The sequence below is a fragment of the Pseudomonas syringae group sp. J248-6 genome, from assembly GCF_032586995.1.
Lineage (GTDB): Bacteria > Pseudomonadota > Gammaproteobacteria > Pseudomonadales > Pseudomonadaceae > Aquipseudomonas > Aquipseudomonas amygdali.
On record NZ_JAWHOP010000001.1, the window covers coordinates 450,161 to 466,637 of the forward strand.

12 protein-coding genes are annotated in these 16,477 nt (G+C 58.6%); 7 read left to right on the forward strand and 5 right to left on the reverse strand.

From position 1 onward, the window contains the following. Window positions 1-21: 21 nt before the first annotated feature. Window positions 22-708, forward strand: a complete 687-nt coding sequence (gene alkB, locus RYC17_RS01470; RefSeq protein WP_316902319.1) for a DNA oxidative demethylase AlkB — start codon at window positions 22-24, stop codon at window positions 706-708. Here the strand turns inward: alkB and RYC17_RS01475 are convergent, their stop codons facing one another. Genes RYC17_RS01475 through gnd form a run of 4 tightly spaced genes read right to left on the reverse strand, consistent with a single transcriptional unit; the run spans window position 709 to window position 5,886 of the window. Beyond that, window positions 709-2,526: a glycoside hydrolase family 15 protein gene (locus RYC17_RS01475; RefSeq protein WP_058408146.1), complete on the reverse strand. Its 1,818-nt coding sequence runs from the start codon at window positions 2,524-2,526 to the stop codon at window positions 709-711. It lies immediately after the preceding gene. Between the two features lie 51 nt (window positions 2,527-2,577). Then, a complete protein-coding gene (locus RYC17_RS01480; RefSeq protein ID WP_058402279.1) occupies window positions 2,578-3,387 on the reverse strand; it encodes a Cof-type HAD-IIB family hydrolase in 810 nt (269 codons plus the stop codon). Next, entirely contained in the window at window positions 3,380-4,912 is a 1,533-nt protein-coding gene (zwf, locus tag RYC17_RS01485; RefSeq protein WP_058408148.1) for a glucose-6-phosphate dehydrogenase, read from the reverse strand. Before zwf ends, RYC17_RS01480 begins: the two co-directional genes overlap by 8 nt. Next, the gene (gene gnd, locus RYC17_RS01490) at window positions 4,912-5,886 is read right to left on the reverse strand and encodes a phosphogluconate dehydrogenase (NAD(+)-dependent, decarboxylating) (protein WP_316902321.1); all 975 of its coding nucleotides are present in this window, start codon (window positions 5,884-5,886) and stop codon (window positions 4,912-4,914) included. Before gnd ends, zwf begins: the two co-directional genes overlap by 1 nt. Before the next feature lie 314 nt (window positions 5,887-6,200). On the opposite strand from gnd, the gene RYC17_RS01495 reads away from it, so the two are divergent. Beyond that, the gene (locus tag RYC17_RS01495) at window positions 6,201-6,374 is read left to right on the forward strand and encodes a DUF6026 family protein (RefSeq protein ID WP_002553283.1); all 174 of its coding nucleotides are present in this window, start codon (window positions 6,201-6,203) and stop codon (window positions 6,372-6,374) included. A 158-nt stretch (window positions 6,375-6,532) separates the two neighbouring features. Here the strand turns inward: RYC17_RS01495 and RYC17_RS01500 are convergent, their stop codons facing one another. Further along, a complete protein-coding gene (locus RYC17_RS01500) occupies window positions 6,533-7,024 on the reverse strand; it encodes a GNAT family N-acetyltransferase (RefSeq protein WP_316902323.1) in 492 nt (163 codons plus the stop codon). A gap of 635 nt (window positions 7,025-7,659) precedes the next feature. Between RYC17_RS01500 and glgA the strand changes: the two genes are divergently transcribed. The 5 genes from glgA to RYC17_RS01525 are packed head-to-tail and all read left to right on the forward strand — an operon-like array spanning window position 7,660 to window position 16,361. Then, window positions 7,660-9,258, forward strand: coding sequence for a glycogen synthase GlgA (glgA, locus tag RYC17_RS01505; RefSeq protein WP_316902325.1), 1,599 nt, complete (start codon window positions 7,660-7,662; stop codon window positions 9,256-9,258). Between the two features lie 15 nt (window positions 9,259-9,273). Beyond that, complete coding sequence (gene treZ, locus RYC17_RS01510; protein ID WP_316902327.1) at window positions 9,274-11,097, forward strand: malto-oligosyltrehalose trehalohydrolase; 1,824 nt, start codon at window positions 9,274-9,276, stop codon at window positions 11,095-11,097. After that, the gene (gene malQ / locus RYC17_RS01515) at window positions 11,087-13,165 is read left to right on the forward strand and encodes a 4-alpha-glucanotransferase (protein ID WP_316888679.1); all 2,079 of its coding nucleotides are present in this window, start codon (window positions 11,087-11,089) and stop codon (window positions 13,163-13,165) included. Before treZ ends, malQ begins: the two co-directional genes overlap by 11 nt. After that, window positions 13,162-15,945: a malto-oligosyltrehalose synthase gene (locus tag RYC17_RS01520; RefSeq protein WP_316888681.1), complete on the forward strand. Its 2,784-nt coding sequence runs from the start codon at window positions 13,162-13,164 to the stop codon at window positions 15,943-15,945. The genes malQ and RYC17_RS01520 overlap by 4 nt, the downstream gene beginning before the upstream one ends. 17 nt (window positions 15,946-15,962) lie before the next feature. Next, window positions 15,963-16,361: a DUF2934 domain-containing protein gene (locus tag RYC17_RS01525; RefSeq protein WP_058408154.1), complete on the forward strand. Its 399-nt coding sequence runs from the start codon at window positions 15,963-15,965 to the stop codon at window positions 16,359-16,361. Window positions 16,362-16,477: the final 116 nt, after the last annotated feature.

The window sequence follows — 16,477 nt, forward strand, 5'->3', positions numbered from 1 at the left end:
CCGCGGGAGCTCGACCCGACCATGCAACGCAAAGGTGACACGCCCGCCAACCTGGATATGTTTGCCGACCAGACGGCCCAGCCTGCAAGCAATGAGCTGATCGGGCCTGGGTCATGGCTGCTCAGAGGCTTTGCGCTGCCTGTCATGCCACAACTGCTGGACTCTCTTGAGGCGACACTGGCCCTTTCTCCATTCAGGCACATGCAGACCCCCAGTGGCTTGAGCATGTCTGCAGCGCTGAGCAGTTGCGGACAACTGGGCTGGATAACCGACCGTCATGGTTATCGATACACCGCAACCGACCCACAAACAGGACAGGCCTGGCCGGCGATGCCGGGTGCCTTCATGCAACTGGCTCAGGACGCCGCGCTCGCAGCAGGTTATGCCGGGTTCGTGCCTGACGCCTGCCTGATCAATCGTTACATCCCCGGGGCGAAGATGTCTCTGCATCAGGACAGAAACGAACACGACCACCGCTGGCCAGTGGTATCGGTATCGCTGGGTATTCCGGCCATCTTCCAGTTCGGCGGCATGCTGCGCAGCGACAAGACCCAACGCATCTCACTGTTTCATGGCGACGTAGTGGTCTGGGGCGGCGAGGACCGGTTGCGCTTCCACGGCATCCTGCCCGTCAAACAGGCCGAGCACCCTCTGCTCGGCGAACAGCGGATCAACCTGACCTTTCGCAAGGCTGGCCGCGACGACTGATCATGCGCCTTCAAGCTCGCTCGATGTGCGAGCCAGTGCGGGGCACACCGCTCGATGCAGATTCAATGCGGTGTTGATGATGCCGATGTGGCTAAACGCCTGAGGGAAATTGCCCAGCATGCGGCCATCTTTCGGATCGTATTGCTCCGCCAGCAGGCCGACGTCGTTGCACAGATCACACAGCCTCTCGAACAGCCGTGCAGCGTCATCAGCCCGACCCAGCAGCACGTAAGCGTCAGCCAGCCAGAACGAACACACCAGAAACGTCCCTTCGCGGCCGGCGACACCATCAACACTGCGCTCGTTGTCGTAACGCAGCAACAGGCCATCCTGCATCAGTGTGCGCTCGATCTGCGCGACAGTACCGGTGACACGAGGATCTTCCGGCGCAAGAAAACCGGTCAACACAATTTGCAGCAGACTGGCGTCGACTTCTTTCGAGCCATACGTCTGCACGAAACTGCCAAGATCAGCATCGAAACCGTTGCGACAGACATCAGCATGGATCTCGTCTGCTACACGCCGGTAGTGACTCGCCAACGCACGATCCTCATCGTTTTCGGCAGCCTTGGCGATCTGAGTGGCGTTTCGGTCGAAGGCCACCCAGGCCATGACTTTTGAATGGGTGAAGTGGCGCGGTTCGGAACGAATCTCCCAGATACCAGCATCCGGCAGGTGCCAGATCTTTTCCAGATAGGGCATGACCACCTTGGAGATCGCCACGCTGCGCGGGTGCTGCGGCATGCCGCCTCTCAGCGCCTGGATCATGGCATCGGCAACCTCGCCATAAACGTCCAGTTGCACTTGAGTCGCCGCGCCGTTGCCGACCCGCACCGGCAGCGAGTTCTCGTAACCACTCAGCCACGGCAGTTCGTACTCTTGCAAACGTCGCTCACCGCCCACGCCGTACATGATCTGTATCTGTTCCGGGTTGCCGGCAACCGAGCGTAGCAGCCAGTCTCGCCAGGCGGTCGCCTCCTCGAAATAGCCAAGATTCATGAACGCCAGAAGGGTCATGGTGGCATCACGCAGCCAGCAATAGCGGTAGTCCCAATTACGCTCGCCACCCAACTGCTCGGGCAATGAAGTGGTCACGGCGGCAACAATGCCACCGGTAGGGGCGTAGGTCATGGCTTTGAGGGTGATCAGCGAGCGCTTTACCTGAGCCGTCCACGGCCCGACGTCAGGACAGCGATCAGAAAACTCCCGCCAATAGGCGGCCGTAACCTCCAGCGCCTGATCGGCATCAATCTGCGCAGCCAACGGCTCGAAAGACGCCTGATAAGCGAGCGTGAAAACCTTGCGCTCGCCCTCACCGACATGAAAACGGCTGGCGGTGTGATGATCCTGCGGGTGCAAGGCCACAGGACTGCGCAGCACGAGCATTTCCGGCCCGGCCACGGCAGTCAGCGTATGTTCGTCCTTGCGCTCGACCCAGGGCACACTGCTGCCGTAATCGAAGCGAATGGCGAGGTCCACACCGAACTCGACACGCCCGGACAGCCCGACCACGATACGCACCACATGACCAGTCGTCTTCATGGGCATGAAATCGATCAGCATGGCGCGACCGTCACGGGTTTCGAAAACAGTTTCAAGAATCAGAGTGCCGTCGCGGTAACGGCGCTCGACAGCGATAACCTCGGCAGTCGGCGCAATCTTCCAGCGGCCATGCTCATCGCTACCCAATAGAGCGGCGAAACAGGCCGTAGAGTCGAAGCGTGGGAAACACAACCAGTCCAGCGAACCATCACGGGCGACGAGCGCCGCTGTCTGACAGTTGCCCAGCAATGCGTAATCTTCGATCAGTGCCGCCATTCAGAAATGCCCGTCGTGATGATGATTCGTCAGCGTGCGCAAACCGCTCTATCAAGCCGGAAGAATGTAACGCTCGATGGCGACGGCAACGCCGTCCTGCTCATTGCTATCTGTAACATGATCAGCCTGTCCCTTGACTGTCTGCTCGCCCTGCCCCATTGCAATCGACAAGCCGGCCTTGTGGAACATCGCCACGTCGTTGCCGCCGTCGCCTATGGCCGCAGTGCGAGAAAGGTCGACTCCCAGATAGTCCGCCAACGCGACCAGAGCGGCACCCTTGTTGGCCTCCAGCGCGGTCACATCCAGGTAGTATTTTTGCGAACGTGCTGCCAGCGCGAGCCCTTCGATCTGCGGATTGAGCTGCGCTTCAAGGGTTTTGAGCAAGTCGAAATCAGCACTGGCCGCGACGATCTTGTCGACGCGATCCAGATACGGCTCGAAACTCTCGACCTGAACATAGCGGTAACCCAGCGCATCGAGCTCATGATCGACGTAATCGGCGTCAGGATCGAGCAACAGCCACTGATCGTCGGCAAACACCCAAGTGGCAACGTTCTGGCCGGCAAACAAATCCAGACATATCTTTACTGCGCGCGGGTCAATGCGATGAGCCACCAGCAGGCTACCGTCGGGATGAGTGATGGTGCCGCCATTGAACGCCACGGTGGGCAAATCCACACCCAGCGCTTCGATCACCTGGCGCATGGCCCTGGGCGGGCGACTGCTGGCCAGCGTGAAGTGAACGCCAGCATCACGCAGGCGCTTGATGGCGTCGATATTGGCTTGGCTAAGGCTGTGATCACGGCGCAGTAACGTGCCGTCGATGTCGGACAAGAGGAACTGTACGGGCAGTTCAGACATTCAATTCTCTCCATTCGCGGCCATCACGGCTCAGCAGATCTTCACCCGCTTGCGGGCCATCCTTGCCAGCTTCGTAAAGCTGCACTTCCGGTTGCGCAGCCCAGGCGTCGAGGAACGGCTGCACGGCACGCCAGCCGTTCTCGATGTTGTCGGCCCTTTGGAAGAGCGTCTGATCACCGGTCAGGCAGTCATAGATAAGGGTTTCGTAACCTGTGGAGGGCTGCATCTCGAAGAAATCCTTGTAGGCGAAGCCCAGCGCGATATCTTCCATTTTCAGTTCCGGGCCAGGACGCTTGGCAAACAGATCGAACCACATGCCTTCGTTGGGCTGGATCTGAATCCTCAGGTAGTTGGGCTTGAGGCGGTCAACTTCGGTGTCGCGAAACTGCGCATACGGCGCGGGCTTGAAGCAGATAGCGATTTCCGTGCTGCGAGCACTCATGCGCTTGCCGGTGCGCAGGTAGAACGGCACCCCGACCCAACGCCAGTTGTCGACCATGACCTTGAGCGCGACATAGGTTTCGGTTGTGCTGTCGGGCGCCACGCGATCTTCCTGACGATAGCCGACGACCTCCTTGTCCCCCATCGCGCCTTTCGCATATTGGCCACGTACCGAGTTGGCCAGAGCTTCCTCCTGACTCCAGGGCCGGATCGCTCCAACCACCTTGGCTTTCTCGCCGCGAACAGCATCGGCACCGAAAGCAGCCGGCGGTTCCATGGCAACCATCGCCAGCAACTGGAACAGGTGATTGGGCACCATGTCGCGCAATGCACCGGTGTGTTCGTAAAAGCTGCCACGGGTTTCGACGCCTACGGTCTCCGCCGCCGTGATCTGTACGTGGTCGATGTAGTGGTTGTTCCAGAACGATTCGAACAGGCCATTGGAGAAACGGCTGACCAGAATGTTCTGCACCGTTTCCTTGCCCAGGTAGTGGTCGATCCGGTAGATCTGCTTCTCGCTCATGACCTTGAGCAAACAGCCATTGAGCTCGACCGCACTGGCCAGATCGGAGCCGAAGGGCTTTTCGATCACGACACGACGGAAGCCATCTTCGGTTTCCTGCAACAAACCTGACGAACCCAGCCGCTGGGCGACCTCACTGAAAAATCGCGGCGCAGTAGCCAGATAGAACACCGCGTTCGCGGTGCCGGTGCTCTCGATCTTGCTGGCGATGTCCTGATAGGTGGAGTCGTCGAGGAAATCACCCTGCACATAACTGATGCGCTCGGCCAGCTTGCTCCACAGCGCAGGATCGAGTGGGTCCTTGCCGCCACCGGCAACCTTGCCGGCGGCTTCATCGCGAATGAAGTTCTCGAGCTTTTTCGCAAAGTCGGCATCGCTGATCGCATTGTGATCAACGCCGACGATGTGCAGCCCTTCATCCACCAGACCGTCGCGTGACAGGTTGTAAAGTGCCGGCATCAGCAGGCGCTTGACCAGATCTCCATGGGCACCAAACAGAAACAGGGTCGTGGGGGGAGCCACTTCGGCTTTTTGCTCGGCGCTGCCACGCGACAGGCCCATTACTTGGGTTCCTTGTGGCCACCAAATCCGAAGCGCATGGCGGACAGCATCTTGTCCGCGTACGAACTTGTCTGGCGAGAACGGAAACGCGCAAACAGGGCGCTGGACAGTACAGGAACCGGAACCGCCTGCTCGATGGCAGCTTCAATCGTCCAGCGCCCTTCGCCACTGTCGGCAACCGAACCGGAGAAAGCATCCAGGTGCGGGTCGGTGGCCAGCGCATCAGCGGTCAGGTCCAGCAGCCAGGAAGACACCACACTGCCACGACGCCAGACCTCGGCGATATCGGCGGTGTTCAGGTCAAAACGCTGCTCCGCTGGCAGATGCTCGGAGTTTTTCTGTTTGAGAAGATCGAAGCCTTCGGCGAAGGCCTGCATCATTCCGTACTCGATACCGTTGTGGATCATCTTCACGAAATGGCCGGAACCGGCAGGGCCGGAGTGGATATAACCGCGCTCGGCGCGGTCGTCGGTCGATTTGCGGTCACGAGTGCGCTCGATCGAGCCAAGGCCGGGAGCCAGTGTCGCGAACAGCGGATCCAGGCGCTCGACAACAGCGGCCTCGCCTCCGATCATCATGCAATAGCCACGCTCAAGCCCCCATACCCCGCCTGACGTGCCGACATCGACGTAGTGCAAGCCTTTTTCGGTGAGCTCCTGAGCGCGCCGAATGTCATCCTTGTAGAAGGTATTACCGCCGTCGATGATCACATCATCGGCGTCAAGCAACTGGCTGAGGGTCTGAATGGTCTCTTCGGTCGGCGCACCTGCCGGGAGCATTACCCAGATGGCGCGGGGCTTGTCGAGCGCATCGACCATTTCCTTGAGGCCTGCGACTGCAACTGAACCGTCATTGGCCAGGGCGTTGCGTGATGCCTCATCGCGGTCATACACAACCGTCGTGTGGCCGTTCAACATCAAGCGGCGTGCGATGTTGCCGCCCATGCGGCCCAGTCCAATAATCCCAAGTTGCATGAAGGTGCTCCTTAAATCGTAAAAAGGTGCCGCACTTGCTGTCCAGCGCATCGACAGGCTGCGAGCATGCTGGTTAGTCAAGCGAGGCGGAACGTCGGTTCCCTTGCGAGAAGATGAAGGCGTTTACGCCCTCCTGTGGTGCATTTTGTCGCGATTAATAAACATTCGCGACAATTAAAAATAAAAAAGTTCCAAAATCATGCAAAAGAAATCAAAATCGGTGCCGATAGAGAGGGTAAGCAGCGGCGCTCATGGATTGAAAGTCATTGCCACGGACCTTTCTGAGGTTGAATCCGCCATTTGCGAGGTGAGCAATGGGCACTGTACTACCAGCACTTGCACCACAAACCCTGTATGTCACGATCCGTCGCGACGAATTGCGCGCATTGAAAGAAGAGCGCGAGCAGTTGCAGAAAAAGGTCGCTCATTTGAGCTCAATGCTGCAGCAACCCCACTTGTCTGCACCCGGCAAGATGCTTCAAGCCTGACTGCCATTGCATCACCCCTTAAAACGCTTCAGGGCAAGCCCGATATTCTGGCTTGCCCACTTGATCTGCTCTCACAGTCTACGCCCCTTCCCTGTCCGAATCTGCTGAACAGCTCTTCCTTGTCCTCGATACGGCTGCACGCAAACCTGCTGCGTACTTTATAGCGCCTTCTGCCAGAACATGGCACGCCCCATTTCAGGGCTCAACTGGTAATTGTCGAAACCGAGCTTCCTGTAGGCACCTTGCGCCGCATCGTTGCCCTCCAAAACCTCAAGCGTCAGTTTGCAGCAACCTCGCTGGCGTGCAATCTCTTCCACCTTGAGCAACATTTTCTGGCTGATGCCCATACCGCGGTATTGAGCGACGACCGCAACGTCGTGAATATTGACCAGCGGACGACAGGCAAAGGTTGAAAAACCCTCAAAGCAATTGACCAGACCTACCGGCTCTCCGGAAATGAACGCCAGCACACTGAAAGCGTAGGGACGTTTGGCCAGCTCGATAGCCAACTGCTGACGCGCATCGCTCGACAGTGGCCGACCTGTGCCCATGACATCCATCGAATATTCGTTCAGCACAAATCCAATTGCATCAGCGTGCACGGGATTCGTGTAACTCGCTTGCAGTACCAATACCTCGGGGGCTTCCATTTCCATCCTCGTCAATTCAATAAAAGTGATTCTGTAAAATCAGTCAAAGGGTAACTCTTTCAGGCCAGCGCGTTATTTCAAGCCAGCTCTGTGACTAGAGCGTCCAGCCCGATTCTATCCTGCCTCGCTGCAAAATGTTCCAGCGCGGATGTAGGAATTTTCTCGCCACGCCCACAGATTGACCGCCAGACGCACCCAGAAAAGGCGCGACGCACCGATGGGGCTCATGAGCACCTCCACTCACCCGTTTTTTTCGATAAAAAAGAAACGCATGACCTCGATTGTCGAACGATCCGACGACCGGTCATGCGCGCTCGGGACTCGAATTTAACCCATAAAAAAGCGCAACGACTGCCGGGCTGGCCCTTGCAGCGTCCCGACAGGCGCGGCTTCAAAGCCCTTGCCAGACATTCGCGCAGAAAAAAGTCGAAACTTCTCCAAAACGCCCCGGTCAGGTGAATGGAGCATCTATGCTATTGGCTGACATCCGGTAATGGCGACATCACGCGGCTTTGTCACTACGCATGGTCCAAACGGGTATTGATCTTGCGTAGTGCACGTATGTGTACCCGGCCATAGGAAATGGCCAATAAAAATCAAGTGATGCACCAAGACTGTTTTAAGGGGAAAAATCGATGATTAGCGCCGCTGTCAAAACCCAGAAGGGAGAGAGTTTTAACCAGCCTGTCGGCGAGCTGACTCATCTGCCAGTCTTCTCTACCAAGAGCGTTCCTTTGCTGCAATTACCAACCTCGACAATTCAGCCTACGCCGACCATGTCTCAGGTCAGCAGACGCAAAGTGTTGTTCGTGACCTCGGAATTGGCCGACCTGGTGAAAACCGGTGGGCTGGGCGACGTATCCGCCGCGTTGCCACGAGCAATGCGCCACCTGCATGACGTGCGGGTTCTTATTCCAGGTTATCCGCAGGTCATCAACAGCGGAAACCCGATCCATATCATCAGCCAGCTGGGCGGGCATGCTGCACTGCCACCTTGCAAGGTGGGTCGCATGGACATGAAAGATGGCCTTGTGATCTATGTGTTGATCTGCCCTGAGCTTTACGAGCGTGAAGGCACGCCTTACGCCGACAGCGATGGCCGCGACTGGTCCGATAACCATATTCGTTTTGCCCGTCTGGGGCTCGCGGCTGCCGAATTTGCGGCTGGCGAAGTGAAAAGCCAATGGTGCCCCGAGCTGGTCCATGCCCATGACTGGCCTGCCGGTCTGGCACCTGCTTATATGCGCTGGCGCGGGCAGTCCACGCCAAGCATCTTTACTATTCACAATCTGGCCTATCAGGGGACCGTGAGTACCGCTTCGAGTCGTGAACTGGGCATTCCAGATGAAGCGATCAACCCGGAAGGCATGGAGTTCTACGGCAAGCTGTCCTTCATCAAGGCGGGCATGGCCTTCGCGAGCCACATTACGACCGTGAGTGCAACCTATGCTCGGGAAATCACCACGCCAGAGTTTGGTTGCGGCCTGGAAGGCTTTCTGCAGAGCAAGGCTGACAAGGGTCAGCTCAGCGGCATCCCTAACGGAATCGACGAAAGCTGGGATGCAGCGACCGACGAACACCTGATCTGCCACTTTGCGCCCAACGAATGGACGCGCAAGGAAATCAACGCCGACTATGTGCGTGAGCTGTTTGAGTTGGATGCCTCGACCGGGCCCCTGTATGCAGTGGTTTCGCGCCTTGTGTATCAAAAAGGCCTGGACCTGACCATCGGGGTTGCCGAGCACATCGTCAACAACGGCGGACAAATCGCAATTATCGGTCGCGGCGAGCCTGAGGAAGAAGATGCCATGCGCGAGCTGGCCGCACGCTTCCCGGGGCGCATTGGTGTGCGTATCGGCTTCAATGAAACCGACGCACGACGCATGTTCGCCGGCAGCGATTTTCTGTTGATGCCATCGCGCTATGAACCCTGCGGTCTGAGCCAGATGTACGCGCAACGCTTCGGCTCCCTGCCTGTCGCACGCAACACCGGCGGCCTGGCGGACACAATCGAGGACGGCGTGACCGGCTTCCTGTTCAAAAAATCAACCATCGAAAGCTACACCGAAGCCCTGAACCGCACGTTTCAGGTATTCGCCCACCGTGAGCTGCTCAACGCCATGCGCTGCCGTGCAATGGCTGCTCCCTTCAACTGGCATCAGGCAGTAGAGCCCTACGCAGATCTCTACCGCGACCTGTTGAAGAAAAACGTGAGCATTTCCAGCAACTACTAGTTTAAGGATCAATGGATGCCACTGCGTACAGACGATAACTGGCGCCACGGCGCCGTCTTGCTAGACCCCGAACACACCCGGTTTGCCCTCTGGGCACCGGATGCCAACTACGTAAATGTCGAACTCCAGGATGGCCAGGGTGTTCAGTCACTGGCCATGCTGCCCCAGCCGGAAGGCTGGTTCGTCCTTGAGGCCCGCTGCGAAGCGGGCACTCGATACCGCTTCAAAATCGATCATGAACTGGAAGTGCCTGACCCCGCCTCCCGCGCGCAGGTCGACGATGTCCATTCTCAAAGCTTCGTAGTGGACCCTCTGGCCTATTCATGGCAAAACACCTCATGGCAAGGTCGGCCGTGGCATGAGGCGGTGATCTATGAGCTGCACGTAGGTGCGATGGGCGGCTATGCTGCGGTGGAAAAACACCTCCCGCGCCTTGCGCAAATGGGCATTACCGCGATCGAGCTGATGCCGCTTGCGCAGTTTCCCGGTGATCGCAACTGGGGCTACGACGGCGTTCTGCACTACGCCCCGCAATCTTCCTATGGCACTCCGGAAGAGCTCAAGCACCTGATCGATACGGCTCACGGTCTTGGCCTGATGGTGATACTGGACGTGGTGTACAACCACTTCGGCCCGGACGGCAACTACCTGGGAAGTTACGCCAAGGATTTTTTCCGCAGCGATCTGCATACCCCGTGGGGCGATGCCATTGATTTTCGCCGCCCGCAGGTGCGCGACTTCTTCGTCGACAATGCGCTGATGTGGCTGCTGGAATACCGCATCGACGGCTTGCGCATGGACGCTGTGCATGCCATTCGCGATGAAACGTTCCTGCCAGAATTCGCAACTCGCGTACGCGGCCAGATCGAGCCGGGCAGGCACGTGTGGCTGAACCTTGAGAACGAGTTCAACCAGGCCGGTCTTCTGGAGAAAGGCTTCGATGCACAATGGGACGACGACGGGCACAACACTTTGCACGTGCTGCTGACCGGTGAAACCGACGCCTATTATTCCGACTTCGCTCAGGAGCCTACACAAAAGCTTGCGCGCCTGCTCAGCGAAGGGTTTGTCTATCAGGGCGAACAGACGCGGCATGGACACACGCGAGGAGAGCCCAGCGGCCACCTTGCGCCGACTGCCTTTGTATTGTTCCTGCAGAACCATGACCAGATCGGCAACCGCGCACTCGGTGAACGTTTGCCGCAGCTGTGCACGCCTGCTGCGCTGAGGGCCGCAACCGCCCTGTTGCTGCTTTCGCCGATGATTCCGCTGATGTTCATGGGCGATGAGTGGGCGGCCAGCGAACCGTTTCTGTTCTTCACCAGCCACCATGGCGAACTGGCCGATGCGGTGCGCGAAGGACGTCGCAAGGAGTTCGCCGACTTTGCCGCATTCGCCGATCCGGAAAAGCGCGAGCACATTCCCGACCCGAACGACATCAAGACATTCGAGGCATCACGTCCGGCGTTTTCGGCAGTTGATCTGGAGACCGACAAAGGCCTGGATCACCGCAGCTGGGTCGACTTTTATACACAGTTGCTGGCTTTGCGGCACAAGGAAATTATGCCGCGCCTGCCCGGTGCACGCTTCCTGAAAACCGATATTCTCGGCGACAAGGCCGTCAGTGCTCGCTGGGCGCTTGGCGATGGCAGCGAACTGCGTATCGACCTGAACCTCAGCGAACAGGCTGTCGATGCCCCGGCGCAGCAAAATGCCCGGCAGATATTCTCCAGCGCGGCAAAATCGTCCGAACTTTCCCCGCAGGCCATCCTCAATCCTTACACGGCCATTGTCAGCCTGACAGCAAGTGATGTTCTGGAGGAACAGGATGAACAATGAGCAATTGGAGAGGCTTGCTACCGAGGCAGGGCTATCGGTGCATTGGGTCGATGCCAACGCTCGGCCGCAGACTGTCAGCCCTGATGTACTGCGCAAGGTTCTGGAAGCGCTGGGCTATCCGGCCGAAAACGGTGAGGCTATCGATGCCAGCCTGTTAAGCCTGCAAAACGCCAGCCACGGCAAAAGCGCCCCGCCGCTGCTGACGGTCGACACGGACAGTAATCTGGATCTGTCCGAGTGGTTTGCGCCGCAAACGCCATTCACGCTGCACCTAGAAGACGGTTCATCGCTGGACGCCAGGCTAACCGCGTCCGGCGAACTTCCAGCGCTGGCACCGCCCGGCTATCAACAGTTGGAGATTGCCGGTCAACATCTGACCATCGCTGTCGCCCCTAAAACCTGTTTCAGCATGGCAATGGCCACCGATGCGCCGAAGCCACATGGCTGGGGTCTGACTGCTCAGCTTTACAGCCTGCGCCGCGAGGGCGATGGCGGTTTTGGCGATACGGAAGCACTGGAGAAGGTTGTTCGCGCTGCCGGAGAGCGCGGTGCCGATGCGCTGGGCATCAGCCCGATCCATGCAATGTTCGCCAATGATCCACACCGTTACAGCCCTTATTCGCCGTCCAGCCGACTGTTTCTAAATAGCCTGTATGCGTCGCCCGGTGCCATTCTGGGTGAACATGCATGGCGTCAGGCGATAGAAGACGCGCGCGTCGGCGACGAAATGAAGCAACTGGAAGCGCAGCAGTTGATTGACTGGCCTGCTGCTGCCCAGGCCAAGTGGAAAGCGCTGCACAAGCTGTATGAAGGGTTCAGTGCGGGTGATCACCCCTTGCACGAAGACTTCAACAGCTTCCGCCACAGCGGTGGCGAGGCCCTGGAGAACCACTGCCGCTTCGAAGCGCTGTGTGCCGAATCCGAAACGTTGAATATCGGCAGCAATTGGCATGAATGGCCGGAAGAGTTCAAAGACCCTCGTAGTGACGCCGTCGCAGCATTTGCCGAAGCGCACAGCGAGCACATCAGTTTTCATGCGTTCGCTCAATGGCTCATCGCCCGCGGCCTGGAGCGCGCGCAGTCTGCAGCACGCAGCAGTGGCATGCGCATCGGCCTGATCGCTGACCTGGCTGTGGGTGCCGATGGTGCCGGAAGCCAGGCCTGGAGTCGTCAGGACGAGTTGCTGTCGGCCCTGACCGTTGGCGCACCACCCGACATTCTCAACCGCGCCGGACAGAGCTGGGGGATTTCGGCCTTTTCACCGGACGGCCTCAAACGTAACGGGTTTCGCGCGTTCATCGAAATGCTGCGTGCCAATTTCGCCCATGCTGGCGGCTTGCGTATCGATCATGTCATGGGCCTGCAACGGCTATGGGTCATTCCGCATGGATCGCCGCCCAGCGAAGGCGCTTATCTGAATTTCCCTCTGGATGACATGCTGCGCCTGCTGAGTCTGGAATCCTGGCGGCACAAGGCGATCGTGCTCGGTGAAGACCTTGGCACTGTGCCTGAAGGCCTTAGCGACAAACTCAGCGCCCGGGCGATTCTGGGCATGCGCGTGCTGCTGTTCGAACAGAATAACGGTCAGTTCAAACCCATTCTTGATTGGTCGGACCAGGCACTGGCTACCACCAGCACCCACGATTTGCCGACACTGGCAGGCTGGCTCAGCGAGCTGGACATCGAGTGGAATGCACGACTGGGTCACATCGACGAGCAACATGAATCGCAGTGGCGTGAAGAACGTGGGCGCGAATATGCAAGCCTGCGCCGGGCCCTGAGCCAGAACGTCGAAAGCCTGCCGTCAGACAGTGAAGACCCGGAACAGATCATCGACGCGGGCATCCGTTATCTGGGTCATACGCGCGCTCCGCTCGTGCTGCTGCCGATGGAAGATGCGCTGGGTGTCGAGGAGCAGGCCAACCTGCCCGGCACCATTGACAGCCACCCGAACTGGCGCAGGCGCCTACCCGGCGATGCAGCCTCCTTGCTTGATAACCCGAATGCTGCTCGACGACTGGAATTGCTCTCCCAATCCCGGCTGCAAGCTGCGGAGCGTGACCAATGACCCGTCCATTACAGCCTTTGCGCGCTACCCAGCGTTTGCAATTTCATAAAGATTTCACGCTCGACGATGCGGTGCCACTGGTGCCCTACTTCGCCAGCCTGGGGATCAGCCATGTCTATGCCTCGCCGCTGCTCAAGGCGCGTGCTGGCTCAATGCATGGTTACGACGTCGTCGACCCGACCGTCATCAACCCGGAACTGGGTGGCGAGCCTGCCCTGCTGCGTCTGGTATCGGCCTTGCGCGAACACGGCATGGGGCTGATCCTCGACATCGTCTCCAACCACATGGCCGTCGGTGGTGCAGACAATCCCTGGTGGCTGGACCTGCTCGAATGGGGTCGGCGCAGCCCGTATGCCGAGTTCTTCGACATTCAGTGGAATTCGCCGGATCCGTTGCTGGAAGGCCAGTTGCTGCTGCCGTTTCTGAGCAGCGATTACGGCACCGTCCTGCAGGCCGGAGAAATCCCGCTGCGCTTCAACGCCGAGCGCGGCATGTTTTATATCGAGCACTACCAGCATCATTTCCCGATCTGCCCGCTGACCTATGATTCATTGCTACAGGCAGTGGAGCACCCGCAATTGAAGGAAATGGGCCAGCGCTTCACTGCGCTTGCCCAGTACCCGCAAGCCTACGAACGCGCACGTCAGGCGAGAACCGAACTGGCCGAGCTGGCAAAAGATCCGCAGGTGCTCAAAGGCATCGAGCAGATCCTTGCGCACTTCGACTCCAGCAAGCCGGAAGGCTTTCAGCGTCTGCATCAGTTGCTGGAACGTCAGCACTATCGTCTGGCCAGTTGGCGCACTGCCGGTGATGACATCAATTGGCGGCGCTTCTTCGACATCAACGAGCTGGGCGGTTTGCGTGTCGAACGGCCGCAGGTATTTGAAGCCACCCACGGCAAGATATTCCAGCTGATTGCCGACGGCCTGGTTGACGGGTTGCGGATCGATCATATCGATGGGCTGGCCAACCCGCGCGGCTACGGCCGCAAGCTGCATCGCCGGGTAAAAAGCCTGCTCAAGCTGCGTCCTGCCGAGGCGCGCATTGATCATCTGCCTATTTTCGTCGAGAAAATTCTGGGGCCGGATGAGCCGTTGCGTGAAGACTGGAGCGTGGACGGCACGACCGGCTACGAGTTCATGAATCAGGTCTCGCTGCTGCAACACGATCCCAAGGGCAAAGAGCCGCTTGGAGAGCTGTGGAGTCGACTGACAGAACGTACCGCTGACTTCGATCAAGAAGTGCTGGTGGCCCGGGATCTGGTCCTGCACGGCACACTGGCGGGCGATTTCGAGAACGTCGCGCAGTCGTTGCTGCAAGTTGCACGCAGCGACCTGATGAGTCGTGACCTCACGCTGGGTGCAATTCGCCGTGCCCTGCTCGCGCTGATCGTCAATTTTCCGATTTATCGCACCTATATCTCGGTATGCGGCCGCTCGGCGCAGGACGACAAGTATTTCCAGCAGGCAATGGAAGGCGCTCGCAGCACTTTGAACGAAGGCGACTGGCCAGTGCTGGATTATCTGGCACGCTGGCTGGGTGGCGAAGCGTGGCGCAAACTGCCACGCGGACCGTTGCGCAAGCTTTACAAGAACGCGTGTGTACGATTCCAGCAACTGACCTCCCCGGTTGCCGCCAAGTCGGTTGAGGACACCTCGTTCTATCGCTCTGCAGTGCTGTTGTCGCGCAACGACGTAGGCTTTCATCCGCAGCATTTCAGTGCGCCGGTGGAAGACTTCCATCAGGTCTGCCTGGAGCGTCTGGAAAAATTCCCCGACAACCTGCTGACCACTGCAACGCACGATCACAAGCGTGGCGAGGACACACGTACACGCCTTGCTGTCTTGAGTGAATGTGCGCCGTGGTACGCCGAACAGGTAGAACGCTGGAGACAACTGGCGGTGCCGCTGAAAGGCGAAGAGCCGGCCATCAGTGCGGGTGACGAGCTGATGCTTTATCAAGCGCTGCTGGGCAGTTGGCCGCTGAGCCTGGAGGGCGAAGACGCTCACAAGGCATACGCGCAACGCATGGTGCAGTGGCAGGAAAAAGCCCTGCGCGAAGCCAAGCTGCAAAGCAGCTGGAGCGCACCGAATCAGCCCTACGAAACGGCTTGCCGTGAATTTCTTGAACGCTTGCTGTTGGCCCCTGAAGCGCTGGCGTTGCGTCAGTCCCTGAGCGCAACGGCCAATCGTATCGCGACCGCCGGAGCACTCAACAGTCTGGCGCAAACCTTGCTACGCTTGAGCGTACCCGGTGTTCCCGATTTGTATCAGGGCACCGAGTTCTGGGATTTCAGCCTGGTGGATCCGGACAACCGGCGACCGGTTGATTATGCAGCCCGACAGAAAGCGCTGGCAGAAGATGCAAGCGCTGCCGACCTGCTCGATAACTGGCAGGATGGCCGCATCAAACAGGCGCTGATTGCGAAGGTTTTGAACCTGCGTGCCGAGCATCCAACGCTGTTCAGCGAGGGGCGTTATCAGCCTCTGGAAATAAAGGGTAGCCACGCCGAGCACGTGATGGCTTTTGCCCGGGAGACACAAGGAGTGCGCGCTATCATCGTAGTCCCACGCACAAGCAGTGAACTATTGGGTACTGCGCAAACTCCATTGATTAATGCTGCCAATTGGGGCGACACACGGATTATGCTTCCGTTTGCCGACTCTGGATCTGACTGGAAAGGACTCTTTTCCGACGGTGTCACAACACACGTTCGGGAGATACCGCTCAGTGCAGCGCTTGAAAGATTTTCCGTCAATTTGCTTATTCAAACTATGTAATAGCTGGGAGTCTCAAGATGAGTGCCGACGAAAAAAGAATTCGCGATTTTGCTTACCAGATCTGGGAGTCCGAGGGTAAGCCCTCTGGACACGACGAGCGTCATTGGGAAATGGCGCGCAAGCTTGCAGAAGCCGAAGCCCTGGCACCGAACAAGTCCAGCGTGCGCAAGTCGAGCAAGCCCAAGCTGCCTGAGGTAGACAGCGCCAAGGCGCCTGCCAAGGGCGCGGCCAAACCTGTGGCGAAGTCAGCACCCGCAGCAAAGCCAGCGGCCAAGCCCGCAGCTGAAACCAAGACCAAGCCAGCGGCCAAGGCGGCTCCCAAGCCTGCTCCCAAAGCAAAGCCGGCTGCCGCTGCGCCAACTGATGCCCCAGCCAAGCCTGCTGCCAAGAAGCCACGCAAACCGTCGAATTCTTGAAACTCTTCTGGCCGGGCGCCAGTCCATTGTTGCAGGTCGCACTCTGATCGGAGATGAGGCCTGCTACACCCCCATACTTTATCGTCAATATTGAAGCCTTTGTGGCTTCGATAGCG

Bases quoted from the DNA above. Each gene is read 5' to 3' on its own strand.
- RYC17_RS01520 (WP_316888681.1), top strand. From the start codon at position 13,162: ATGACCCGTCCATTACAGCCTTTGCGCGCTACCCAGCGTTTGCAATTT.
- alkB (WP_316902319.1), top strand. From the start codon at position 22: ATGCAACGCAAAGGTGACACGCCCGCCAACCTGGATATGTTTGCCGAC.
- zwf (WP_058408148.1), bottom strand. From the start codon at position 4,912: ATGGGCCTGTCGCGTGGCAGCGCCGAGCAAAAAGCCGAAGTGGCTCCC.
- malQ (WP_316888679.1), top strand. From the start codon at position 11,087: ATGAACAATGAGCAATTGGAGAGGCTTGCTACCGAGGCAGGGCTATCG.
- gnd (WP_316902321.1), bottom strand. From the start codon at position 5,886: ATGCAACTTGGGATTATTGGACTGGGCCGCATGGGCGGCAACATCGCA.
- RYC17_RS01480 (WP_058402279.1), bottom strand. From the start codon at position 3,387: ATGTCTGAACTGCCCGTACAGTTCCTCTTGTCCGACATCGACGGCACG.
- treZ (WP_316902327.1), top strand. From the start codon at position 9,274: ATGCCACTGCGTACAGACGATAACTGGCGCCACGGCGCCGTCTTGCTA.
- glgA (WP_316902325.1), top strand. From the start codon at position 7,660: ATGATTAGCGCCGCTGTCAAAACCCAGAAGGGAGAGAGTTTTAACCAG.
- RYC17_RS01525 (WP_058408154.1), top strand. From the start codon at position 15,963: ATGAGTGCCGACGAAAAAAGAATTCGCGATTTTGCTTACCAGATCTGG.
- RYC17_RS01500 (WP_316902323.1), bottom strand. From the start codon at position 7,024: ATGGAAGCCCCCGAGGTATTGGTACTGCAAGCGAGTTACACGAATCCC.
- RYC17_RS01495 (WP_002553283.1), top strand. From the start codon at position 6,201: ATGGGCACTGTACTACCAGCACTTGCACCACAAACCCTGTATGTCACG.
- RYC17_RS01475 (WP_058408146.1), bottom strand. From the start codon at position 2,526: ATGGCGGCACTGATCGAAGATTACGCATTGCTGGGCAACTGTCAGACA.